A 22,918-nucleotide genomic window follows, 5' to 3' on the forward strand; every position below is an offset into this window, starting at 1 on the left:
CGTCTGATGTCCCTTGATAAATGTTCAAATAAATACTTCTTTAATATGGATTTGATGATCTTTGCTGGAATCGAGAAAAGTTCCATTCTCCAGCTGAAAAATAGCATCTTGCTCATAAGGATACACATAGACAACCTTACACATGGTCCCATCCAGGAGTTCAACCTGTTGTCCTATCAGGCGTCTGATCATATTGGTATGAAATACAGATAAAATTTTGGGATCCATTTCACCGTAGGCACTTGCTCGCATGTGGTTTATTACTTCATAAAAGGGCATTACTTCATGGTAGGACCGCTTTGAGGACATTGCGTGGTACACATCCGCTACCATAACAATTTTGCTGTGATAATGAATTTTATTTTTCCGGATTCCATAGGGATAGCCCTTCCCATTTCCTTTTTCATGATGCTGCAAAGCCACAAGTGAAACATTACTATTTTGGCCAAAACTCTCCTTTAACAGGTCATATCCAATGATGGTATGGCTTTTAATGAGGTCAAACTCTTCCACAGTCAGCTTACCTGGTTTATTGAGTATCTCGCTCGGGATGTTCAGTTTCCCAACATCATGCATTGTCCCGGCTAAGGTAAGCGAAGAAAGCTCATCCTCATCCAGCTTCAGCCAATTTCCAATAAGGGTAGCGATAGCTCCTACGGCGATATTGTGACGATAAGTATAGTCATCCTGATATTTTAACGTTTCAAGTAACTCATAAACGTTAGTATTATTCACAAATTCACGTAATTGAGGAACTAGCTTTGTAGTAAGATCCTTCACAGGAATTTCTGAAGTATATTTGATGGAATGGAACAACTCTTCGGACTGTTTTACAATTTCATTAACTTGGTTTTTCCTTTGTTCCATCTTGTCCGGATAAAGGAAAATCGATTGACGGTCCGCTTTGTGGTTGGCAATAAGGTGAAGATGTTGTTCAGTTAGAATGGTTTCAGCGGGTATGATCGTCAAGCCGTTAGGGGACACAATATCTCGTTTAAGTTTTCTTCCCAATATTTCTCGCATAAATCTCCCTCTTCTTACGGGGAGTATCGTACTCCCCTGAAACTTTTACTAATCCAATCCAGCCCCAAAATACCAAATGCCTGGTTTAGTTGACTTATATTCAATTCGAAGGGAACAATTGGCAAGGAGTTAATATATCCACTAACAAATGAAAAATAAGACATTATATACATCTCAACTGTGTGATTAAGAGTCTTCCTCCTGAGGAAACGTGTGAATAATTCGATGTATGGCTAAAGCAAGGGGCGAGAAGAGGATATCTTGTTCAGATCATACTTTTTATTTTAATCCTACGGATGGGAAATAATGAATTCTTTACCAGATTTTTAATTACCATGTAATGCAAATAACAAACGTGATAATAACATTTTTTTAAAACTATTAAAAGTAAAATTTTTGTAAAATTTACTTTTGAAGTAAATTTACGAAAATATTATGTCATAAGCATATTGGACCCCGATCATCGAAGCAATAAATAGGATATGGGCCGTAAAATCATAGCCCTTTATAGCTCATAATTAACCTCCCGGGGATTCTGTCTGAATTTTTCCTTCTATTATAAGTGCTGCATTAATACGCCACATCATAAGTACTGCATTAATACTCCACGCCCCGCACCTTGGCAAAAATCATGGTATCCCGCAGCTTGCCATCCACATCACATTTGTCATTTCGCAGAATACCTTCCAGTGTAAAGCCGGAACGTTCGGCAACCCGTGCGCTAGGCGTATTGCGTGTGTCGCAACGGATTTCAATCCGGTTCGCCCGCAGCTCTTGAACGGCGTAGTTCGTAATCGCATGGACCGCCTCCGTGATATAGCCCTGTCTGCTGTAAGAGGTACGCACCCAATAGCCGATTTCGAATTTCCGTGTCTGCCAGTCAATCCGGTGCAGGCCGCTGCTGCCTATGAGTTCCCCGGAGGTTTTGTGTAACAGGAGGAGTCTAAGGTCTTTACGCTCCAGGAACTCCAGTCGGGATTTTCTAATAATGGCTTCGGCTTGTTCAGGCGTAGGGAGCAGCCTGGCCCAAGGCATCCAGGGACGCAGTTCATCAAGGCTTTCCAGTACCGCTGTATTCACAGCAGCCCCGTCTCCCCATAAGGGCGCCCTTATCAGGAGCCGTTCACTTTCGAAGCTTTCCGGAAAAGATAACAGAATAGGATGGGCAACAGCATTTTCCATAGAATCAGCCTCCTAAAAAATATTAACAATAACATATCATGTAAAATACACGACTGTACATGAAGAAAAATCTGTACGACTATTTCGGCCTGTCTGTATACCACATAAGTGCACTCAGGTCAATACGCTAAAGGATAACGAAATTTACTCCTTGGTGTAATTCACATTCAGCAGCAAGCGCGTTATCTTATATAGTAAGAAATGTTCTTTATAAAGAACCAACAGGTGGAGGCCTTCCTATGAGTGCAATCGCCGGTATCTACCATCTACAGCAGCATAATTTGGACCCTGAGCAGGGACCGGATTTGATGAAGCAGCTTAACCGTTACCCGGCTGACGATGCCAGGGGCTGGCAGAGTAAGAGTGTTTTTCTCGGATGCCGGTCACAGTGGATTACACCACAATCTATAAATGAGCAACTGCCTTACTATGATCCCGAGCGGAAACTGGCCATTACAGCTGATGCGATCATTGATAATAGAAGTGAATTATTAAATACACTGCGCGTACCCGCCCCAGACAGGGAATCTATACCCGATAGTCTGCTGATCCTGCTGGCTTATGAGAAGTGGGGGGAGCAGGCACCGGTATATCTGGTGGGTGATTTTGCATTTATGATCTGGGATGAGCGGCAGCATAAACTGTTTGGGGCAAGGGATTTCTCCGGCAACCGGACGCTTTATTTCCACAGATCCCAGAGCAGCTTTACTTTCTGCACAGTTATTCATCCGCTGCTGTCGCTGGCGGGTGTGGGGAATGAACTAAGCGAACAATGGGTTTCTGAATTTTTGGCGATTCCGAATAGAGTAGATGCTACGGACTGCTTCTCGACAGTGTACCGGTCGATCGAACAGCTCCCTCCTTCACATTCTATCTCCATAACCGGAGGGAACATTACCTTCTCCCGTTATTGCACACTGCTAGCGCCTCCGGAATTGCGTCTTAGCTCCAATGGGGAATATGAAGAGGCTTTCCGTGAAGTCTTCGGACGGGCAGTGAAGGACCGGCTTCGCACCCACCTGGCAGCAGGGGCTAACTTAAGCGGCGGACTGGATTCCGGCTCTGTCGTCAGCTTCGCAGCTGAAGAACTCCGGCACCGCGGCCAGCCGCTCTATACGTTCAGTTCTTATCCTGTAGACGGCTTTGCCGGATTCAATCTCGGGAAAAGGGTTGCTGATGAACGTCCCTACATTCAGGAGACGATCGATTATGTAGGAAACATTCAGCCCAGTCTGCTGAACTTTCCCGAACGCAGCCCGTACAGTGAGATTGATGAGTGGCTGGATATCATGGAGATGCCGTATAAATTTATCGAAAATTCCTACTGGCTGAAGGGAATCTATGAGCAGGCACAGCAGAAGGACATTGGCGTGCTGCTCAGCGGACAAAGAGGGAACTGGAGTATTTCCTGGGGACCCGCTCTGGATTACCAGGCCAAGCTGATCCGTGAATTCCGGTGGCTTACCTTTTATCGTGAGAACAAGGGCTATACCCAGTCCATGGAGGCGAACCGCCGGAAGGTGCTGCAGATTGTCGGCAAAAAAGCTTTCCCTTCACTAGGCAGACTGCTGCCCCGCCAGCAGGAGACGGTGCCTGAGCTGATTGATCCCGGCTTCGCCAAGCGGACGGAAGTGCATGAACGGCTCCGGGAGTTCAATGGGCCCGTGGGCGCTTCTTCGCCGACTGTCTATGATATCCGAAGGAAACATTTCGAACAGCCGCATATCTGGAATGTTAACGGAACCGTCGCCACTAAGCTGTCGCTGAAATACCGGATATGGGACCGGGATCCAACGAATGATCTGCGAGTCATCCGTTTCTGCCTGTCTGTTCCGGAAGAACAGTACGTTCAGAACGGGGTAGACCGCTCGCTGATCCGCCGTGCGATGGCGGGCCGGTTGCCGGATAACGTCAGGCTGAACCGGAAGCGGCGCGGAGTGCAGGGGGCGGATGGTATCCACCGGATGATTCCGCAGTGGGGCGCCTTTCTGAGCGAGCTCCGGGAAATGACTCAGGATGCCCGCGCAGCTGCCTATTTGAATAGTGCCGGGCTCGCCGGATGTTTGGACCGGCTGGGTAGTGAGCCCGCACCAAGCTTGATCTTTAATGCGGATTTTCGCCTTTTGACACGCGGACTTGTCTTTTACCGTTTCTTGAAGCGTCTGTCTTAATGAAGATCGCCTGAAAGGGGGTGACAAACATGAAAAAGGAATACAGCAAGCCTGCTTTGGAAGTGCTCGACGTGAAGATGACTATGGCTGGACCCGGAATAGCTATTGCCGACTCCTTCCAAGATGATCCGGATGAGATCGTACATTATTCCTAAAATTTTGTGGTTCGCGCGGCCCTCATCCCCCTGTGCTTGCTGGAGGGGGATCAGGGCTATTTCCATCATCCGGACTATTCCGGGTGACAAATTGGCTTAGGGAGGGAATCTGATGGCGAGTACCGTTCAAGGCCTGGCTTATAAAGCCTTCGGCCTGCAAATATTCAGTGAATTCCCCTTGCCGGAGCTTCCCCTTACAGATGAGCCGGGATTGATCGGCAGCGTGGTTGTGATTCGCGGCGATCTTGCGGAGCGCTGGCAGGCGATTCCCAAGGTGACTCCAAGTCTTGGTGTGCTGGGCAGCGAGGTGATGTTCGAAGCGAAGGATACGGCTATTTTTTCAATTCAGGACGGGATTAGGATTACGGTATCGCCTGCGGCTGGAGCAGATATGGACTGTGTCCGGCTGTATATCCTGGGGAGCTGCATGGGTGTCCTGCTGATGCAGAAAAAGATTCTCCCGCTGCATGGCAGCGCGTTAGTACTCGATAACAAAGCTTATGCGCTTGTTGGACGTTCAGGAGCGGGCAAATCGACACTCGCCTCGTATTTGATGGATCAGGGACATCTGCTGGTCAGCGACGACGTTATTCCCGTTATGGTGCAAGAAGGGCAGCCGCTTGCAGTTCCAGGTTATCCGCAGCAGAAGCTGTGGCAGCAAAGCCTGGACTATATGGGAATGAATTCGTCCCTCTACCGTCCGCTTTTTGAAAGAGAAACCAAGTTTGCTGTTCCGGTGCATGACCGCTTCCAGACAGAGCCGCTGCCGCTTGCCGGTGTGTTTGAACTGGCGGTGTCTGAAGAGGAAGGCCCCGTAACCGTGCAGCCCATCAATGGGATGGAGCGTTTCCATACATTATTCAATCATACCTACCAGAAGGCGATTGTCGACCGGATCGGGATCCGGGAATGGCATTTCGGCATGCTGGCATCCTTCGTGAACCGGCTGCCGATGTACCGGCTGACCCGGCCGAAACAGGGCTTTAGTGCTCCTCAGCAGACCTCGCTGATTTTTGAAACGATTAAGCCACAAATGGAGGAGAGATAAACGATGAATACAGCAGATGTGTTGTCGCTTCAAACAGTGCTCGTTAAGCGTCCGGGCAATATCGCCAGCGATATGGACGGCGAGAAGGTCATGCTGAATGTGAAGAACGGCAAATATTACAATCTGGGTGAGGTCGGCGGAGAAATCTGGTCTGCTCTGGATGAGCCGGTCTCCATTAACCGGATTGTGCAGGTTATTCAGGAAACGTTCGATGTTCCGGCAGAGACAGCAGAACAGGACGTATTCGAATTCGTGCAAAGCCTGCTGGCTGAGGATCTGGTTGCCATTGACAGCGGGTCATGACAGCAATGCGGCGGTTTCGTCTGTTGCTTAATGACCGGGCCGTTGTAGCGCTGCTTCCGGAAGCCTTATGGCGTCTGTTCCTGGCGAGAATCCGGCTGCTGTTCCCGTTCGATAAAACGGCGCCTCAGCTCGGGGCTCAGTCGCAGGAAACTGCTGAGGTGTCCAAGGCCGCCGATGCGCCGAAGATCCGCCAGATTACCCGGGCCATCCGGGTAGGGAGCAAAGTGACTCCCTGGAAAAGCACCTGCATGGTCAGGGCGGTTGCAGGCCTCAAAATGCTTGAAAAACGCGGAATTGACAGCACACTGTACATGGGTGTCGCCAAAGACAAGCAGGGCCGGATGATTGCTCATGCCTGGCTGCGCAGCGGGTCTTATTACGTCTCCGGTGACGATGTGATGAAGGGTTTTGTTGTGGTGGAGAAGTTCGCGAAGGTGATACAAGCCGAGTAATCGAGGTGTGCTCATGCAAGCAATAATCTATTATATCCGGCAGCTTCAGCGCTTGTCCGGAGTGAAGCTGTATCTGAATCTGCTGGGCATGGTGATCAGCGGCCTGCTGGAGAGCTCGGCAATTCTGCTGCTTGTGCCGATGCTGGGCATGGCGGGGCTGCAGCTGGGCGGAACAGGAGCTGTGTACAATCTTCCTGTGCTCGGGTTCATATCGGAGCTGCCGCAGACATCAGCACTTGGGCTGGTGCTCGGCGCATACGTCCTTATCGTACTCTGCCAGAATTTAATTTCACGGTTTGTTGCAGTCCGCAACGTGGAGATTCAGCAGAGCTACAGCCGGCAGCTGCGATATGAAGTTTATAGTGCTCTGCTGCGGGCAGAGTGGTCCTTTTTCCTGAAGAAACGCACCTCAGACCTGATCAATATCATGACTACGGAGATGGCGCGGGTGCTTGCCGGTATCAGCTGCTTCCTGCAGTTTCTTACCTCGCTGCTGTTCACTATGGTACAGATCGCTTTTGCCTTCTGGCTGTCTCCGAAGATGACCCTCGCTGTACTGGTCTGTGCGGTGCTGCTTTCCTTATTCTCCCGCAGATTTATCCGCAAGGCCAAGAAGCTGGGCAGCCGCAGTTCCCTGCTCGGCCAAATGTATCTGGCCGGAATTTCCGACCAGCTGAACGGAATCAAGGATATCAAGAGCAACAATCTGGAGCAGTCCCGGCTGGACTGGCTGCATGAATTTACCGGTGAGGTGAAGAACGAACAGCTGGATTATACACGTCTGCGTTCAAACTCCCAATTGCTCTACAAAATGTCCTCCACACTGCTGATTGCAGTGTTCATTTTCGTTTCTTTCCGCTTTCTGCACGCGGAAGGGCCGAATCTGCTGCTGGTCATTCTTGTATTTGCCCGGCTGTGGCCGACCTTTGCCACGCTGCAGTCGCTGATGGAACAGCTCGCCTCCGTGCTGCCTTCCTTCAAGCAATTGAAGCAGCTGGAGGAGGAATGTCTGCAGGCTGCCGAACAAGGTACTCCAGATGGAACCGGAGTGCCGGTTAAGGCTATTACCTTGAAGCAGAGCCTGGAAGCGAGAGATGTCTATTTCCGTTATCAGCCGCAGGAGCCGCACTATTCGCTGCAGGGGGTCAATGTCACGATTCCGGCTAACCGGATGACGGCCATTGTCGGACGCTCAGGCGCAGGAAAAAGCACGCTCGTTGATCTGCTCATGGGACTGATGCAGTCTGAGTCGGGCGACATTCTGGCCGACGGCAAGCCGATTACGGGAGAACGGCGGCTGTCTTACCGCCGCTCGATCGGTTATGTGGCGCAGGACCCGTTCCTGTATAATGCCACAATCCGGGATAATCTGACGATGATCAAACCGGATGCCAGCGAGGAAGAGCTGTGGGAAGCGCTGGAGTTTGCCTCTTCGGTCGACTTTGTCCGCAGGCTGCCGCAGGGGCTGGACACGCTGATCGGCGACCGGGGCATCCGCTTATCCGGCGGCGAGCGGCAGCGGCTGGTGCTGGCGCGGGCGATTATCCGCAAGCCGTCCATCCTGGTACTGGATGAGGCGACAAGTGCACTCGATACCGAGAACGAGAAGCGGATTCAGGAGGCGCTCGACCGGCTGAAGCACTCCGTCACGCTGATCGTCATCGCCCACCGCTTGTCCACGATCCGTGGTGCGGATCAGATTCTGGTTATCGACCAGGGCCGCGTAATTCAGCAGGGGGTTTTCGGCGGACTGGCCTCCGACAAAGGCGGCATGTTCAGCCGGCTGCTCAGCAGCCAGGAAGAGGCGATGTAACACTAACACAACTTAAAACGCACCCGGTCTCCACGAGCAGTGGGGATCGGGTGCGTTTGTTTAGTTATATCGTGCTACTCAAATTCTCTGCTTGTCGGCTGCTCAAGCGTGATGCGTAAGTACTTCGCTAAACGTGCTATTCAAGCTGGACATGCACAGGCTTCCCTGCCTGCATCCGCGCTAAGTGTATTTCGTGCAGTTATTTTCTTGCTTTTGTAACTCTTTTTGAGTTTAGTTGCACATTGTACAATTGGAAATGCCGGATTGCTGATATTCTGCCGAATGCTTACAGATTAGATGTACGAAGTGCAGCTAAATCCTGTTTTGCCCGGAAATCTTGAATTGTAGTTGTACGAAATACAGTTATTCCGCCGATCGTACGCTAATTAAGCGCTGGAACGAAGCACGAATCTATCATTTATATATCTATTGTTTCATCTCTCAGAGATCTGCTATTATTGAATGCGCCTAATCGATTCTACGGCAGTAACTATCAGGATTCCCCCCGGCCGGTTACCTTCCGCCAAGCCCACAGGAAAGGGCGAAGCGGGAAGTAGAGTACATGCAGCGGCTTCGGGAGCGGAAGCGTTTTGGCATCCGCCGCATACGGATATAAGAAGCCAGCTACGTACAGGAACTGATGCCACGGCGTCAGGATCGCCGGCTGATAATACCTGAAATGCCGCTTCACTTCCGGCGCAAGCGGCGGATTGTGCAGATTGACCATCCGGGATACATAGAATAACGCAAGCTGTGCCAGACGGCGGGCCTTCGGTTTGTCCGCCAGAGCAGACAGCCTGGAGTCAACCGGCGTGTCCAGCAAATCGCTGGCAAGGATCAGCGTCTGCCCGGCGGCAGCTTCATAGTTGTACCGTTTAAGCAGCTTGGCCAGCACCGCGCAGTCTGGCTGCTGAAGCAGCAGCTGTCTGATATCAAGCAGCCATCTCAGCCGTGACCAGCCATGCCGCGAACCGTGCGCCGCCAGGAACAGGAACAAATCCTCCCTGCCCAAATAATGCACATCCGGGCCCATTAGCTTGCTTGTCCGCGCATGCTGCCATAGCTCCTCGAAATTCGGCTCTGTGGATGGACCGGGACTTAATCTCCAGTGTACCTCAACTTTGATTTTGCTGTCTTCATGATTGAAGGTTGTATGATGCTCCCGCCACTTCCAGTCGCCCAGGATACTTTCGAAGTCTTCCTCCTTCACATACCCCAGGCGGAGCAGCAGTGCTTCTGCCTCGTGAAGCTGCTTCATCGGTACCAGGAAATCAAGATCACGCGAGGTGCGCAGCGATATGTCGCCATACAGATCCTCCGCCAGCACGGGGCCTTTTAGAAAAAGGGACCGTATCCCCGACTTGGCAAGCTCTCCGCCGATACGCCCCATTTCTCCGCTGAGCTGAAGCATCTGGACCGTATTTCTGCGGTATTCCCGCTGTAAACGTTCGCTGACCCGCGCAGGAACAAGTTCATTTTGCATCCGGCTAAGCTTGGGATATATGAAAGGATACACCCGGTGATGCAGGGTAAGCAGGACAAACTGCTCCCAGTTGATCTCCGCGAACCGCTCCGGGCTGCGCTGTGCCAGCTCATCAATAGAATCGGTTGTTAAAAAGGCAAGAAGAAGCAATATTTCCTTAGATAAGCTCCCTTTATCAAGGGTATACCGGTCAGTCATAGGGACTCTCCTTACTTGAATTTAGATGCGAATGGAGCAGGTATGTTCTATTCAAAGAACGAATGCACACAGAGCGTAACATCGGCAGCAGAATGTTGTCAATTTCAATATAGTAATAGTTAGAAAAAATGATAGACGATGGGATATAATGGTCCAAACTGGAACTTCATTTTTTTTACCCGGAGGGAATATGCGAACTGAACTATTTCTTGAACAAATCCGGATATTGCTGCACATGTATGCTGACGGGCTTCTGGGCGGGGAAGTTATGCCGGAGGATGCGCTGCTTGGGGTTGTTCCGGCTGCTGAGCTGCCGAATGTGCTGACAATGGCGATGTCGCTTAATTATCAGAGGAATGCCTATGCTCTCTGGCAGTCGGTGGCCAAAGCTTATATAGATGAGAATACCCGGTGGGTTTTTGATCCGCACGCCGCTTCTCTAAGTGATCCGGTTGCCCTGCAGACAGCGCTGCTGCTGCATCGTGTAGCCCTACAGCCTAACCGGCATCCGCAGATTTGGCAGCGGGTCGCCGGGGGAATTGTCCACTCCTCCGCGAATGGCGATGTAGCCGGGATGATCAAAGCAGCACAGTCCGACATTGCAATCCTGAAAAATATAATGCAGCATACACGCAAATCTGAATTTCCCTATCTGTCCGGTCCGAAAATTTTCAATTACTGGCTGTATGTGATGGAGAGCTATGCGGGGATTGTCTGGAAGTCGCGTGAGCTGATTACGATTGCTCCAGATACGCATATTTTGCAGGCCAGTGTGAAGCTGGGAATTTGCTCTGAAGGCGTGCTGAACGGTACCGCCGAAGACAGACATTATGTAGCTGAAGCATGGGAGACAGCGCTTAGAGGTTCGGGTCTGGCGCCGATTGATGTACATACCCCGCTGTGGTTATGGAGCCGGGCCGGTTTTCCGCCGCTTATCGCATAAGGACTTAATCATTGAGTTGGATATGGAGGGTGAAAATCATGACAGATACCCGCATCGAAGGAATACCGGGAGCAGAAACATGGCGGATGATTGAGCCTGTACTCAAGGGCTGGTCGGATGACCAAAAGTATTACATAGAGGATAAGGAAGATAACAAGTTACTGCTCCGGTTGTCGGCCGGGAAAAGCTTTGCCCGTAAGCAGGATGAATTTGCGCTCATCAAGCGGTTTAATGAACTGGATTTTCCGATGTCGCAGGCTCTTGGTTTCGGGACTTGCAGTGCGGCAGGCCGGGAAGAGCAAGTGTATATGCTGTTGACTTGGGTGGAGGGAGTTCCGCTGGAGGACCGTCTAACCGTACTTGCGCCGGAGGAACAGTATAAGCTCGGGATAGAGGCTGGCCGAATTCTTAAGAAGATACATAGTATCCCATGCAGCAACGACTTGTCCGGCTGGGAAATGAGCATGCAGACCAAGATGCTGAGGCGGATCAAGGAATATGAGGATTGTCCATATCATCTGGACGGTGATGAACAGGCCATTCATTATGTGAAAGAGAATATCAGCCTTATTCATAATGTGGAGAAAGTCTGGCACCATGGTGATTTCCACGTTGGTAATCTTATTTATACCCCCGAGGGCGGGATCGGCGTTATTGATTTCAACCGCTGGGACACCGGTGATTATGCAGAGGAGTTCTACAAAGTCCAGTTCTTTGACCGGGAGCTGAGTATCCCCTTTGCCAAGGGCAAGCTGGACGGTTATTTTGCAGGATCACCACCGGAGGCCTTCTGGCGGAGACAGGCATTGTATGTGGCATACAGCTCGCTTTTTTCGATTAAATGGGCAATCCCCTTTGGCATGGACGAGATTCAGGGGATGCTGGCCCGGGGCAGGCAGGCGTTTCAGGACTATGATGCTTTTCATAGGTACATTCCGCGCTGGTATACCGAATAGAGAACATTGCGTTTAAGGATTGCCCCCGGACTCCGGTCTGGGGGTGTTTGGCATGGATTGACAGAAGCGGACAGGCATGTGAGAATATAGTTAATCAGACTAACTATATTGAGGGGGGAGACCATGAAGGAACATATTAGCAGAAGCGCAGATATCGTAGGCTTATTTTGCCGGCTGCAGATGAATACCAAGAAGGATATACCTGTAAGATCCAGTGAGATGGGGGTCCTTATATATACGGAGAAGCAGGAAGGTCTTGTGACCCCGCTGATGGTAAGTAATTTTTTTAGAGTATCTAAGCCATCTGTCACGGCTATGATTAACTCCCTGGTTCGTCAAGGGTATCTCTGCAAAACCTCGTCGGCTACAGACGGCAGAAGCTACACCATTTCACTTACCGTCCTTGGCGCAGAACTGGTGAAGTCTACCTCAGCCGAGTATTTCCGCAATCTGGAACGGCTTGAAGAGAAGATGGGCAGTGAGGATTTCGGACAGTTTATACAGTTAATGCAGCAGGCTACTGAAATATTAAGTGTGGAGGGCGGCCGTTCATGAGCATTTTGGTTACCGGCGCTTCAGGAAATGTAGGAGCTCATGTAATAGAAGAATTAAGCAGAATGGGTGAACAGATTGTGGCAGCAGGGACAGATGTCCACAGGCTGCGCGAGAAATTTAGTACTCGGGCGAAGTGTGTGTATTTGGATTTTACCGATAGCAGCTCCTTTGAACAGGTCCTTGAAGAGGTGGACAGAGTGTTCTTGATGCGTCCGCCCCATTTGGGCAAGCCGGAGGATTTGTATCCGTTTATTGATGCGTTGAAGGCCCGCGGGATCCGGCTGGCTGCTTTCCTCTCACTGATGGGGATTGAGAAGAATCCGATTCCTCCTCACCACAAGATTGAAAAATATCTGGAGGCTGCAGGAATACCATTTGCCCACATCCGGCCAGGGTTTTTCATGCAGAATCTATCCGGTATTCACGCCGAGGAGATCAGGAGGCAGAACCAAATCTTTATTCCAGCCGGGAAGAGCCGGACAAGCTTTATTGATGCAGCGGATATTGGATTTGCCGCAGCGGTACTGCTCCGCGAGCCCGAAAGGTACGCAAACACGGCTCACACCCTAACGGGAGCGGAGTCTTTGAACTATTATCAGGCGGCTGAGATACTAAGCGAGTTTACCGGCCGCAGGATCACCTACGCCAGACCGGGATTGTTGAAATACCGCAGGTATTATATCAGGGAGCGCGGGCTGGACAAGGCATATGTCAACGTAACGGTGGCGCTTTACCTGATGACCCGCATGGGGACGGCTGAAGCAGTGACTACCGAATTTCAGCAGCTGACAGGCCGGGCACCACGTTCGTTCCGGGATTTTGTTGCTGAGAACTTGCAGTTTTTTGTTTGAGCAGGACGGCTCAATTTTATGAAATTCCAAAGAGCGAAAGGAGATTACAGTGATACTTCAAGAAGCTCGGATGTTTTTTCAAGGTGTATTAAATTTGGACAAAAGATTGAAATCAGGGAGCGCAAACGGTAGAATTGCACTACCAGCAGATTTAACCAAGAAGGGGATTGTATCGTTTGAATAATGAAGAACTGAATCAAGAGCTGCCAGAGAATTATGAGGAGCTGAAGAAGGCTGCAGGCCGATCTGCGGACTGGAGAGCGCGTCTTGCGGCTGTCGAAGAGCTGGGTAACTGGAACCACAAACAAGTCATTGATATCCTGAACCGTCTGATGATCAGTGATCCTGTATATACCGTACAAGAAGCCGCGTACAAGAAGCTGAGTGCATTCGGCCAAGATGTAAAAGTTCCGTCCAAGAACAAGGCCGAGCTGTTCAGAGGGATCTCCAAGATCGTGCTTCGTATCAAGAAGAGCCTTCCGCGTGATCATTCCTATGAAGAGTTCAAGGAGAAGCTGAAGAAGATGCGGATTGATGTCTACGATGCTTACGAAGGCGAGAAGGGCGAAGATTTCGACAAATGGCTGGAGAAGCAGTGGATTTCAGCGACTAAATAGTTTTTCCAAGAGAAGCGGATCGACAGGGACTGGACAAGTTCTGATGGGTCCGCTTTCCTAATTTAATCAAGCAAAGGATGACAACATGTATACCCATTCATATGTACACCCGCTTTCTGCGCAATTTCAGACGTATCTTGAGCTTTCCGCCGGATTACGTCCTAACTATACAGCCAGCCTGGGGAACAGCACTACGGGAAGCGTGGCAATTACCGATTTAATACCGGATGCCCCGGATCTTCTGAAAGTGATCTACAGCCATGTTGCAGGAACCAGCAGTGAGGAGGAGGAGCCGAGCCTGATTGAGTTCATCCCGGGATACCGCCTCATTCATATCGCTGAGGTTGAGCAGGAAGTGCAGGTTCTGGCGGGCATTCTGGAAGAGAAGGGCTATTCCGGCGGAGGACAGATTTTTCCGCTCCTGACGAACTATGGCAGTGATTTCATTTGCCTCTACCGGTCAGACGAGGGAAATGAAGTAATCTGTGATCTGCTGCATGACTATGGCGATTTGGTTGTGATGTACGATTCGCCTGAGAAGTTCCTGGAAACACTGTGTGAATTCTATAGGCAGGAAGCCTATTTCCTCGATGAGGAAGGTTACTTGGATTGCGACCTGGTCAAAGAAGGCGAGATCGGTGCGGAGCTGAATCCGGGTGCGAAGTATTGGTCGGAATAAATTGTAAAATCCTTGCAGGGGTGTTCCCGGTTTAGCAGTCTAACAGACAGATAAACCGGGAAGGGTGAGGTTGAATTGCGATTCATATTTAAAAACAGTAACCGCGAGCTGAGAGCGGGATGGGAGATCCTGCTTGTGGCTGCGGCTATCCTGGCAGTTACGCTAGTGGTTTCCTTCGGTCTTTCCTTGCGGATCGATTCCAGGCAGTTGTTTGATCAAGGCGGCTGGGTGCGGCTGCTCAAAGCGAACGGGCTCTATATGCTGATTGTAGTATGCTTCACAGTGCGAGTCCTGCATAGGCGGCCTTTAGGCTCTATCGGGCTTCCAAATCCTGACAGAAAGGACTTCTTTGCCGGCTTTGCCGGCGGAGCACTGCTGATCTCCTGTACTTTACTGCTGCTATGGGCGCTTGGAATCGCGGACCTTCAGAGAGGATGGCTTCATCCTAACTGGGGACAAGTGGATGTCGTTGATCTGATCATTACCTCATTTCTGGCAGGAATCGGTGAAGAGATCCTGTTCAGAGGCTACATCCAGCATCTGCTATCCAGGCGTATCGGCGTGTTCTTGGCGGTAGGCATTACGTCTGTGTTATTCTCGCTGGCCCATATGGGTAATCCCGGCTACACCTGGATTAGCGCCTTGAACATCATACTTATTGCCCTGATTTTTTCTGTAATGACTATCCGTACAGGCAAGCTTTATTCGGCGATGGCCCTGCATATCTCCTGGAATCTGTTCCAGGGTTACATATTTGGAGTGGCGGTCAGCGGTAACATCCCGCATGGTCTATACACGGTGCAGTTAACCGGTGCTGCATGGCTGACCGGCGGTACGTTCGGGATGGAAGGGAGTTTGGCTGTGACGTTTATTCTTGGCCTTGTCTTTGTGTTCCTGCTGCTGCGGCTGCCCTTGGCCTGGCGCGGTGCGGGTATGCGGATTACCGGAAGCGGGAACAGCCGTCCGTTCCGTTGATAACAAGCGGAGTCTATCGGAAAAAGCACGAGATACGTCAAAGCCCCCATTCTCCACGGCGAAGCGGAGAATGGGGGCTTTTTGCTGCCGAAACTATTCCTGCGAAGCGCGTTTTTCCTGCTCACGCAGCTCTACACGGCGTATTTTACCGGATGCAGTCTTCGGCAGATCATGGATGAATTCGATCTTGCGCGGGTATTTGTAAGGAGCAGTCATCTCTTTGACATGACTTTGCAGCTCCTTAATCAGCTCGGAAGAACCTTCCTTGCCGTCCTTCAGCACGACAAAGGCTTTGACGATAGACCCGCGGATCTCATCTGGACTGGCTACAACGGCACATTCCTTGACGAGATCATGCTTCATCAGCGCTTCTTCCACTTCAAACGGGCCGATGGTGTAGCCTGAGCTGATGATGATATCGTCACCCCGGCCTTCGAACCAGAAATAACCGTCCTCATCCTTGCGCGCCCGGTCCCCGGTAACGAAATACTCCCCGTGCGAGGCATTGGCCTTACGTTCCGGGTCTTTGTAATAATTCTGGAACAGGGCAGGCATGCTTAGGTGCACGGCGATATCGCCTACTACACCCGGCGGAACCGGATTCCCCTGATCATCAATGATCTCCGCGATGCCGGGGGCAATCGATTTGCCCATAGAGCCGATCCGGATCGGATCGTCTTTCAGCGCAGCAATGATCAGCGTGCTTTCTGTTTGCCCGTAGCCGTCGCGGATCGTAATATCGAAATGATGCTGGAAGGTGTTGATGACTTCCAGGTTGAGCGGTTCACCGGCGGATACGGCGCAGCGCAGCTTGGACAGGTCATACCGGGACAGTCCTTCTGTCTTGGCCATCAGGCGGTATTCTGTAGGCGTACAGCATAATACCTGGATGCCTTGATCCTGTAGCAGCTGCAGATAACGGTCAGGATGAAAAGAACCATTATACACAAATCCTGTGGCACCGTTGCCGAGAACCGTCAGGAACGGGCTCCAGATCCATTTTTGCCAGCCCGGAGCCGCTGTAGCCCATACGATATCCGATTTGCGGATGTCCAGCCATTGAGGTGAAACGATCCGCAGGTGGGCATAACCCCAGCCATGGGTGTGTACTACAGCTTTCGGATTGCCGGTTGTGCCGGAGGTATACGCCAGGATGGCGATATCGTCACGGCTGGTGGCCAGGGCCGGACGGGAATCCGGCTGTCCGTCCATCAGGCTCTCCAGATCGCTCCACCCGGCTTCAAGCTCGTCCTTGTTTCCCGATACCGACAGGCGGTAGTCGAGAGCCGGCAGGTCTTCCGTGATTTTATTGACTTCACCGGTAACCTCGGACCAGACAATGACCGCTCTGGCCTCGGAATGCCGCAGGCGGTAGGACAAATCCTTGGCCCGCAGCATTTCGGAAGAAGGAATAACGGCCAGTCCCAGCTTGAGGCAGGCGAGATAGATGACGTAAGCGATGATGCGGCGCGGAACCATGACCAGCACGCGGTCGCCTTTATGAAGTCCCAGACTGGCAAGCCCTCCGGCAAGCCGGTTGGCCTGGCTGAGCAGCGCACCATAGGTGATTTCCTCGAAGTTTCCGTTCTCATGAAGCCATTTAAGCGCAATCTTATCCGGAGGATGCTGTTCCATTTCCGAAGTCAGATTGTAGATTTCAGGTGCAATGAAGCGCTGATTGTCCAAATGTACCTCTCCTATATAATCGTGATGGTTGCAACTAATGTATAGTATAGCATGTTATATTAGTACCAGATGCTAATTCACAGCAATATCATTAAAGAAGGTTTTGTGACTCTTTTGATATAATGCAGAAAAGGCATTATGCAGGCGGAGGAAGGCCACTATGGAAAAAGTATTTGTGTATGGTACCTTGCGGCAGGGCGAACAGTATCATGATTTGCTGGGGGGCAGCAAGTTATTCGCGCTGCTGGCGCAAGTAAAGGGAACACTGGCCGATACGGGATCAGGCTATCCGGTTCTGCTGGAGACGGAAGGTACTGTGGCCGGTGAACTCTACGAAGTGACCGCGGAAGTACTGCAGCGGCTTGATGAGCTGGAGGAGTATTACGGACCCGGCGATGCGCGGAATGATTATGAGCGGGTAGTAACAGAGGTAACAACCGACACCGGTGAGACCGGAGCCTGGGTCTATGTGTACAGGCACACGCAGCAATATGCCGCAATCCCGGAAGGAGACTGGAAGCTGTACCGGCTGAAGGATAGCCTGGAGCTGCTCTATTTTGCCTATGGGAGCTGCATGGACTTGCGGCGTATTCAGCTGGCCGGAAGGGAAGCCGATTTCACCAGGGTAGAGGGCTGCGGTGTGGCGGAGGGCTTTCAAGTAGCCTTTACTCTGCCCCTTGCCGATGGGGGACGGGCGGATCTGGTGGAAACCGGCGGCAGAACGGAAGGTAAGGTGTACCGGATAACACCGGAATGTCTAGTTAATTATCTGTATGTGCGGGAAGGTGTGGCAGAAGGCTTATACCGGCCTGCTGTTGTGCCTGTGCAGCTTACGGATGGGACAATCCATGCGGCGGTAACTTTTGTAGTGGTGAACAAACAAGCCGAAAGCGCTCCGCCCGTGTATTACATGGAAGAAATTCTGCGGGGAGCGCAGCCGGTTGTTTCATCAGCCTATTACGCAGCGCTTGAGCTGCGGTTTAAACGTGATTTTAACTAGTTCTCAAAATGGATATTTTTACAAGTACATTAAAGCAATTTTTGAAAAAAAGGAGTGCTATAATCAGTTCATATTCTATATTTATGGAACAGGCGGTTGATGACCCATGCTAGTGAATAAAATTCAACAATTGCAGGACATGCTTAGTGTAATCCAGCTGACGTATCCGGAGGATGCTGCTATGGTGCTGGCAGATACCGAGAAAGTGGTGGCTTATCTCCCGGGTCAGCAGATTGATCTTAGGGTTCCTGTAGGCGCTCCGCTGGAGAAATTCAAAGGAACCGTTTCCTACAGGGCTTTTGAGACTGGAACGGTGCAGCGTGAAGAACGGGGGGCCGAGGCTTTTGGAGTGCCTTACCTTTCTTCAGCGGTGCCGGTTATCGAGAATGGGGCAGTAGTTGGCGTCATTGCAGCCATGGTGTCCACGCACCGGACTTCAGCCCTTCAGGACGGGGCACAGGAGCTGTCTTCCCTTGTTCAGGAAATGACTGCAACCTCAGAAGAAGTGACCCGCTCAGCGCATGGCGTGACGGAGCGTCTGGATGAGCTGGTTAGCCATTCCAAAGCGATGGTGCGTGATATCGAGAGCAGCTTTGAAATTCTGTCCTCCGTCAAACGGATTGCCGATCAGTCCCATATGCTGGGGCTTAATGCTGCGATTGAGGCGGCCCGGGCAGGCGAGCAAGGCCGGGGCTTCGGCGTAGTAGCGACAGAAATCCGCAAGCTGGCTAATGACAGCCATTCGCTTGTGCAGAATATCCAGAGCCAGTTGGCCGGGATGAAGCAAGCTATCCTGCAGATGGACCGGTCGATTCAGGGCATTATGGGCTTTTCGCAGCATCAGGGCCAGGCGATGCAGGAGCTGAGCCGTGCGTATGAGCATGTTGCCAGTACGGCGAATGAGCTGTCCAATCTGAAATAAGAGAGGAGGCCTATATGCATCCTTCAGACTTTGATGAAATCTATATCCTTATGGAAGCCTCATTTCCTGTCAGCGAGATGAGAAGCTACGGCGACCAGAAGGCTTTGCTGGACAATCCCAGCTACCGGATCTTTACCGAGCAGGAGGCTTCCGGCCGGATCATTGGCTTCTTAGCAGCATGGGAGTTTCCGCTGCTTCGTTTTGTGGAGCATATCGCCGTGAACCCGGCTACGCGCGGCAGCGGAATCGGCTATAAGCTGATGAACAGCTATCTTGCCCGTTCGGACAAGCCGGTGCTGCTGGAGGTGGAGCCGCCGGTTGGAGAGCTGGAGCAGCGCAGAATCGGATTTTATGAGCGGCTGGGCTTCCACCTGAATCCCTATGACTACGTCCAGCCCCCGCTGCGTACCGGACAGCCCGATCTGCCGCTGCGCATTATGACGTATCCCCGGCCCATCCGTCTAAACGAGTTTCAATCATTTAGAGAAATCCTGTATACAGAGGTCTATAAGACTGCTGTCTCCCGCAGCCGTTAATTCAGAGCCTTATCCAGAACAGCCCGGTCCATCCTCCTTTGGAGAATGGACCGGGCTGTTGCTGTATGGGTTTTGAAATGCTTCTTTACAATCCGGATACAAGTTAGAAATAAGTTCATGGTTAAATTGATTTATAGCAAAGAACAACACAAACAACCAACACACGATAAGGGAGACGATATTTAATGAAAAGCAAAAAGATGATAATAGCAACGATGGTGTTCGGAATGGCAGTTACAGGCTCGGCTGGTGTGTATGCAGGAACCAATTTGCAGAAGATCAGCGCCTATCTGAATCACAGCATCGGCTTCAAGGTCAACGGAGCTGCATATACACCGGTAGACGGGAACGGTAAAACACTGTCTCCGATTACCTATAACAACACTACTTATCTTCCTGTCCGCGCACTGGCGGATGCCCTGAATGTACCGGTAACCTTCAACGCTTCGGCCAATCAGGTCGTTCTCGGAAGCGGCTCGGGCACTCCGGTACCGGATAACGGCTCGGCCATCACCTTAGCTCCGATAAATTATACTGCCGCGCAAAAAGAACAGATCACCAAAGCGTTCGCAGATTATCAGGGCTTTGAAACGGCCTATGCACCGGCACAAATGATCAGCGGAGACAGCTTTGTAAGCGTGGGCGGCGGTGAAGACGGTGTGTCCTTCCTGTTCAAGCATATGCGTGTGAATGTTTCTCCGCGAGATTACTCGTATGACTATAACGGAACTACGGTGAAGCTGGCGAATGGAACAAGCGCCAAATGGTATACGCCTTCGGAGATCCCGATGCTGACCTTCAAGCTGGATGACCGATATGTGACCCTAAGCTCGCCGGATCAGTCGCTGAGCAAAGCGAAGCTGGAGAAGGTAGCTGTAAACGTAGCAAAACTGGGAAAATAACCCGGCGGTACGCGGATATTTTTAGAAGACGAAAAGCAGCAGTCCGTTCTGATTCACAGAACAGGCTGCTGCTTTTTTAGCGGGAATTAACGGTGTAAATGTTTCACGTGGTAAATGATTAGCCCCCGTTTATTTATTTGTGCCGTGCTGCTTAGTAGCCAGTCTTGCTTCCGGGGAACCTTTACCCCGGCGTTTGTTTTTCTCGGCCTTCCGCTGATTCTCCTGAAACTTCTGTACAAATTCATGCGTGTCCATACCGGTCTGCCTCCTAAGGGTTGTGAGCATAGTCTAGTCAGAACTGCCGTTACTATGTCCATTCCGATCTATTTTGATACATTGGTGCAGTCTGCTTTTAGGCATGGCCTGGGGTCCAAAATGAGCCTAAGTGAAATGAAGTACTGCGGGAAAGGTGCAATACACTTTCGGTTACCCCTTGTTACAAACGGAATGTTGTAAGCATTTCTGCTCAAATACTTCAACTTAACTCCTAAGAGGAAGCTAGAGGTCGCGCTGTAATTACCGAATGAAGTTGCTGATGAGGCAGAAAGAAGGTAGTGAAAATAAAAACTAAAAAAAGCTTGCATTGTTTTCTTATACATGATATATTCTATTTCTGGCCGCGAAACATCAACGCCGAGCTCGAAAAAAGAAATTAAAAAAAGAGCTTGCATTGAACGGCTGAATGTGATATATTATAAAAGTTGCTGGTGACGAGCTGATGGTCACTGACAACGAGCTTGATCTTTGAAAACTGAACAACGAGTGAGTATCTGGAGATCACCTCGGTGAGATCCAAAATTAGAGAATGCAAATTCTCGTCAGATGTTTCAAAATGAGCAATCGCTCTTTCTAAATACCAATTTGGAGAGTTTGATCCTGGCTCAGGACGAACGCTGGCGGCGTGCCTAATACATGCAAGTCGAGCGGAGCTTATCCTTCGGGGTAAGCTTAGCGGCGGACGGGTGAGTAACACGTAGGCAACCTACCCCTCAGACTGGGATAACTACCGGAAACGGTAGCTAATACCGGATAATTCCTTTCCTCTCCTGAGGGAAGGATGAAAGGCGGAGCAATCTGCTACTAAGGGATGGGCCTGCGGCGCATTAGCTAGTTGGTGAGGTAACGGCTCACCAAGGCGACGATGCGTAGCCGACCTGAGAGGGTGAACGGCCACACTGGGACTGAGACACGGCCCAGACTCCTACGGGAGGCAGCAGTAGGGAATCTTCCGCAATGGGCGAAAGCCTGACGGAGCAACGCCGCGTGAGTGATGAAGGTTTTCGGATCGTAAAGCTCTGTTGCCAGGGAAGAACGTCCGGTAGAGTAACTGCTACCGGAGTGACGGTACCTGAGAAGAAAGCCCCGGCTAACTACGTGCCAGCAGCCGCGGTAATACGTAGGGGGCAAGCGTTGTCCGGAATTATTGGGCGTAAAGCGCGCGCAGGCGGCTATTTAAGTCTGGTGTTTAAACCTTGGGCTCAACCTGGGGTCGCACTGGAAACTGGATGGCTTGAGTACAGAAGAGGAAAGTGGAATTCCACGTGTAGCGGTGAAATGCGTAGATATGTGGAGGAACACCAGTGGCGAAGGCGACTTTCTGGGCTGTAACTGACGCTGAGGCGCGAAAGCGTGGGGAGCAAACAGGATTAGATACCCTGGTAGTCCACGCCGTAAACGATGAGTGCTAGGTGTTAGGGGTTTCGATACCCTTGGTGCCGAAGTTAACACAGTAAGCACTCCGCCTGGGGAGTACGGTCGCAAGACTGAAACTCAAAGGAATTGACGGGGACCCGCACAAGCAGTGGAGTATGTGGTTTAATTCGAAGCAACGCGAAGAACCTTACCAGGTCTTGACATCCCTCTGAATCCTCTAGAGATAGAGGCGGCCTTCGGGACAGAGGAGACAGGTGGTGCATGGTTGTCGTCAGCTCGTGTCGTGAGATGTTGGGTTAAGTCCCGCAACGAGCGCAACCCTTGACTTTAGTTGCCAGCAGGTAAAGCTGGGCACTCTAGAGTGACTGCCGGTGACAAACCGGAGGAAGGTGGGGATGACGTCAAATCATCATGCCCCTTATGACCTGGGCTACACACGTACTACAATGGCCGGTACAACGGGAAGCGAAGCCGCGAGGCGGAGCCAATCCCACCAAAGCCGGTCTCAGTTCGGATTGCAGGCTGCAACTCGCCTGCATGAAGTCGGAATTGCTAGTAATCGCGGATCAGCATGCCGCGGTGAATACGTTCCCGGGTCTTGTACACACCGCCCGTCACACCACGAGAGTTTACAACACCCGAAGTCGGTGGGGTAACCCGCAAGGGGGCCAGCCGCCGAAGGTGGGGTAGATGATTGGGGTGAAGTCGTAACAAGGTAGCCGTATCGGAAGGTGCGGCTGGATCACCTCCTTTCTATGGAGAATCGTTCTCTGCAATGAGAACATTCAAATCGGAAGTATAACTTCCAAAACTCA

22 protein-coding genes and 1 rRNA gene are annotated in these 22,918 nt (G+C 51.0%); 18 read left to right on the forward strand and 5 right to left on the reverse strand.

Going from position 1 to position 22,918, the window contains the following annotated elements; all coding sequences use genetic code 11:
* Nucleotides 1-24: 24 nt before the first annotated feature.
* Together JRJ22_RS03125 and JRJ22_RS03130 are read right to left on the reverse strand one after the other, a co-directional pair.
* The gene (locus JRJ22_RS03125; protein WP_206103197.1) at nucleotides 25-1,023 is read right to left on the reverse strand and encodes an HD-GYP domain-containing protein; all 999 of its coding nucleotides are present in this window, start codon (nucleotides 1,021-1,023) and stop codon (nucleotides 25-27) included.
* Between the two features lie 597 nt (nucleotides 1,024-1,620).
* On the reverse strand, nucleotides 1,621-2,205 hold the full coding sequence (locus JRJ22_RS03130; RefSeq protein ID WP_206103198.1) for a GNAT family N-acetyltransferase: 585 nt from the start codon (nucleotides 2,203-2,205) through the stop codon (nucleotides 1,621-1,623).
* A gap of 239 nt (nucleotides 2,206-2,444) precedes the next feature.
* Here JRJ22_RS03130 and JRJ22_RS03135 point away from each other — a divergent pair, with 239 nt between their 5' ends.
* The 6 genes from JRJ22_RS03135 (at nucleotide 2,445) to JRJ22_RS03160 (ending at nucleotide 8,147) form a co-directional block, all read left to right on the forward strand.
* On the forward strand, nucleotides 2,445-4,376 hold the full coding sequence (locus JRJ22_RS03135; protein ID WP_206103199.1) for an asparagine synthase-related protein: 1,932 nt from the start codon (nucleotides 2,445-2,447) through the stop codon (nucleotides 4,374-4,376).
* A gap of 29 nt (nucleotides 4,377-4,405) precedes the next feature.
* Nucleotides 4,406-4,531 (forward strand): paeninodin family lasso peptide, encoded by a 126-nt coding sequence (locus JRJ22_RS03140; RefSeq protein ID WP_206103200.1) that lies wholly within the window; start codon nucleotides 4,406-4,408, stop codon nucleotides 4,529-4,531.
* Nucleotides 4,532-4,643: 112 nt separating this feature from the next.
* Nucleotides 4,644-5,579, forward strand: coding sequence for an aldolase (locus JRJ22_RS03145; RefSeq protein ID WP_206103201.1), 936 nt, complete (start codon nucleotides 4,644-4,646; stop codon nucleotides 5,577-5,579).
* Nucleotides 5,580-5,582: 3 nt separating this feature from the next.
* Nucleotides 5,583-5,882 carry a lasso peptide biosynthesis PqqD family chaperone gene (locus JRJ22_RS03150; RefSeq protein ID WP_206103202.1) on the forward strand — a complete coding sequence of 100 codons (300 nt, stop codon included), beginning with the start codon at nucleotides 5,583-5,585 and terminating at the stop codon, nucleotides 5,880-5,882.
* Complete coding sequence (locus JRJ22_RS03155) at nucleotides 5,879-6,334, forward strand: lasso peptide biosynthesis B2 protein (RefSeq protein ID WP_206103203.1); 456 nt, start codon at nucleotides 5,879-5,881, stop codon at nucleotides 6,332-6,334. Before JRJ22_RS03150 ends, JRJ22_RS03155 begins: the two co-directional genes overlap by 4 nt.
* A 13-nt stretch (nucleotides 6,335-6,347) precedes the next feature.
* Nucleotides 6,348-8,147 (forward strand): ABC transporter ATP-binding protein, encoded by a 1,800-nt coding sequence (locus JRJ22_RS03160; protein ID WP_206103204.1) that lies wholly within the window; start codon nucleotides 6,348-6,350, stop codon nucleotides 8,145-8,147.
* Nucleotides 8,148-8,640: 493 nt separating this feature from the next.
* Here JRJ22_RS03160 and JRJ22_RS03165 read toward each other — a convergent pair whose 3' ends face one another.
* Nucleotides 8,641-9,828, reverse strand: a complete 1,188-nt coding sequence (locus JRJ22_RS03165; RefSeq protein ID WP_206103205.1) for a nucleotidyltransferase domain-containing protein — start codon at nucleotides 9,826-9,828, stop codon at nucleotides 8,641-8,643.
* 190 nt (nucleotides 9,829-10,018) lie between these two features.
* Between JRJ22_RS03165 and JRJ22_RS03170 the strand changes: the two genes are divergently transcribed.
* The 7 genes from JRJ22_RS03170 (at nucleotide 10,019) to JRJ22_RS03200 (ending at nucleotide 15,404) form a co-directional block, all read left to right on the forward strand.
* Nucleotides 10,019-10,771, forward strand: coding sequence for a hypothetical protein (locus JRJ22_RS03170; protein ID WP_206103206.1), 753 nt, complete (start codon nucleotides 10,019-10,021; stop codon nucleotides 10,769-10,771).
* Nucleotides 10,772-10,809: 38 nt separating this feature from the next.
* Entirely contained in the window at nucleotides 10,810-11,727 is a 918-nt protein-coding gene (locus JRJ22_RS03175; RefSeq protein ID WP_206103207.1) for an aminoglycoside phosphotransferase family protein, read from the forward strand.
* A 123-nt stretch (nucleotides 11,728-11,850) separates the two neighbouring features.
* Nucleotides 11,851-12,282: a MarR family winged helix-turn-helix transcriptional regulator gene (locus JRJ22_RS03180; RefSeq protein WP_206103208.1), complete on the forward strand. Its 432-nt coding sequence runs from the start codon at nucleotides 11,851-11,853 to the stop codon at nucleotides 12,280-12,282.
* Nucleotides 12,279-13,133 carry an SDR family oxidoreductase gene (locus tag JRJ22_RS03185; RefSeq protein WP_206103209.1) on the forward strand — a complete coding sequence of 285 codons (855 nt, stop codon included), beginning with the start codon at nucleotides 12,279-12,281 and terminating at the stop codon, nucleotides 13,131-13,133. The genes JRJ22_RS03180 and JRJ22_RS03185 overlap by 4 nt, the downstream gene beginning before the upstream one ends.
* A 176-nt stretch (nucleotides 13,134-13,309) precedes the next feature.
* Nucleotides 13,310-13,750, forward strand: coding sequence for a HEAT repeat domain-containing protein (locus JRJ22_RS03190; protein WP_206103210.1), 441 nt, complete (start codon nucleotides 13,310-13,312; stop codon nucleotides 13,748-13,750).
* Nucleotides 13,751-13,835: 85 nt separating this feature from the next.
* On the forward strand, nucleotides 13,836-14,429 hold the full coding sequence (locus tag JRJ22_RS03195; RefSeq protein WP_206103211.1) for a hypothetical protein: 594 nt from the start codon (nucleotides 13,836-13,838) through the stop codon (nucleotides 14,427-14,429).
* 75 nt (nucleotides 14,430-14,504) lie between these two features.
* Nucleotides 14,505-15,404 carry a CPBP family intramembrane glutamic endopeptidase gene (locus tag JRJ22_RS03200; protein ID WP_206103212.1) on the forward strand — a complete coding sequence of 300 codons (900 nt, stop codon included), beginning with the start codon at nucleotides 14,505-14,507 and terminating at the stop codon, nucleotides 15,402-15,404.
* Between the two features lie 93 nt (nucleotides 15,405-15,497).
* Here JRJ22_RS03200 and JRJ22_RS03205 read toward each other — a convergent pair whose 3' ends face one another.
* A complete protein-coding gene (locus tag JRJ22_RS03205; protein WP_206104957.1) occupies nucleotides 15,498-17,039 on the reverse strand; it encodes an acetate--CoA ligase in 1,542 nt (513 codons plus the stop codon).
* 211 nt (nucleotides 17,040-17,250) lie between these two features.
* Here JRJ22_RS03205 and JRJ22_RS03210 point away from each other — a divergent pair, with 211 nt between their 5' ends.
* The 4 genes from JRJ22_RS03210 (at nucleotide 17,251) to JRJ22_RS03225 (ending at nucleotide 20,450) form a co-directional block, all read left to right on the forward strand.
* A complete protein-coding gene (locus JRJ22_RS03210) occupies nucleotides 17,251-18,090 on the forward strand; it encodes a gamma-glutamylcyclotransferase family protein (RefSeq protein ID WP_206103213.1) in 840 nt (279 codons plus the stop codon).
* A gap of 112 nt (nucleotides 18,091-18,202) precedes the next feature.
* A complete protein-coding gene (locus tag JRJ22_RS29410; protein ID WP_269751868.1) occupies nucleotides 18,203-19,012 on the forward strand; it encodes a methyl-accepting chemotaxis protein in 810 nt (269 codons plus the stop codon).
* 14 nt (nucleotides 19,013-19,026) lie between these two features.
* Nucleotides 19,027-19,548, forward strand: a complete 522-nt coding sequence (locus JRJ22_RS03220) for a GNAT family N-acetyltransferase (RefSeq protein ID WP_206103215.1) — start codon at nucleotides 19,027-19,029, stop codon at nucleotides 19,546-19,548.
* Nucleotides 19,549-19,733: 185 nt separating this feature from the next.
* Nucleotides 19,734-20,450: a stalk domain-containing protein gene (locus JRJ22_RS03225; protein WP_206103216.1), complete on the forward strand. Its 717-nt coding sequence runs from the start codon at nucleotides 19,734-19,736 to the stop codon at nucleotides 20,448-20,450.
* Between the two features lie 129 nt (nucleotides 20,451-20,579).
* On the opposite strand, the gene JRJ22_RS03230 is transcribed toward JRJ22_RS03225, so the two are convergent.
* Nucleotides 20,580-20,705, reverse strand: a complete 126-nt coding sequence (locus JRJ22_RS03230) for a DUF4023 family protein (RefSeq protein WP_206103217.1) — start codon at nucleotides 20,703-20,705, stop codon at nucleotides 20,580-20,582.
* A gap of 603 nt (nucleotides 20,706-21,308) precedes the next feature.
* Here JRJ22_RS03230 and JRJ22_RS03235 point away from each other — a divergent pair.
* A 16S ribosomal RNA gene (locus JRJ22_RS03235) occupies nucleotides 21,309-22,856 on the forward strand.
* Nucleotides 22,857-22,918: the final 62 nt, after the last annotated feature.

Source organism: Paenibacillus tianjinensis, assembly GCF_017086365.1.
GTDB classification, from domain to species: Bacteria; Bacillota; Bacilli; order Paenibacillales; family Paenibacillaceae; genus Paenibacillus_AQ; species Paenibacillus_AQ tianjinensis.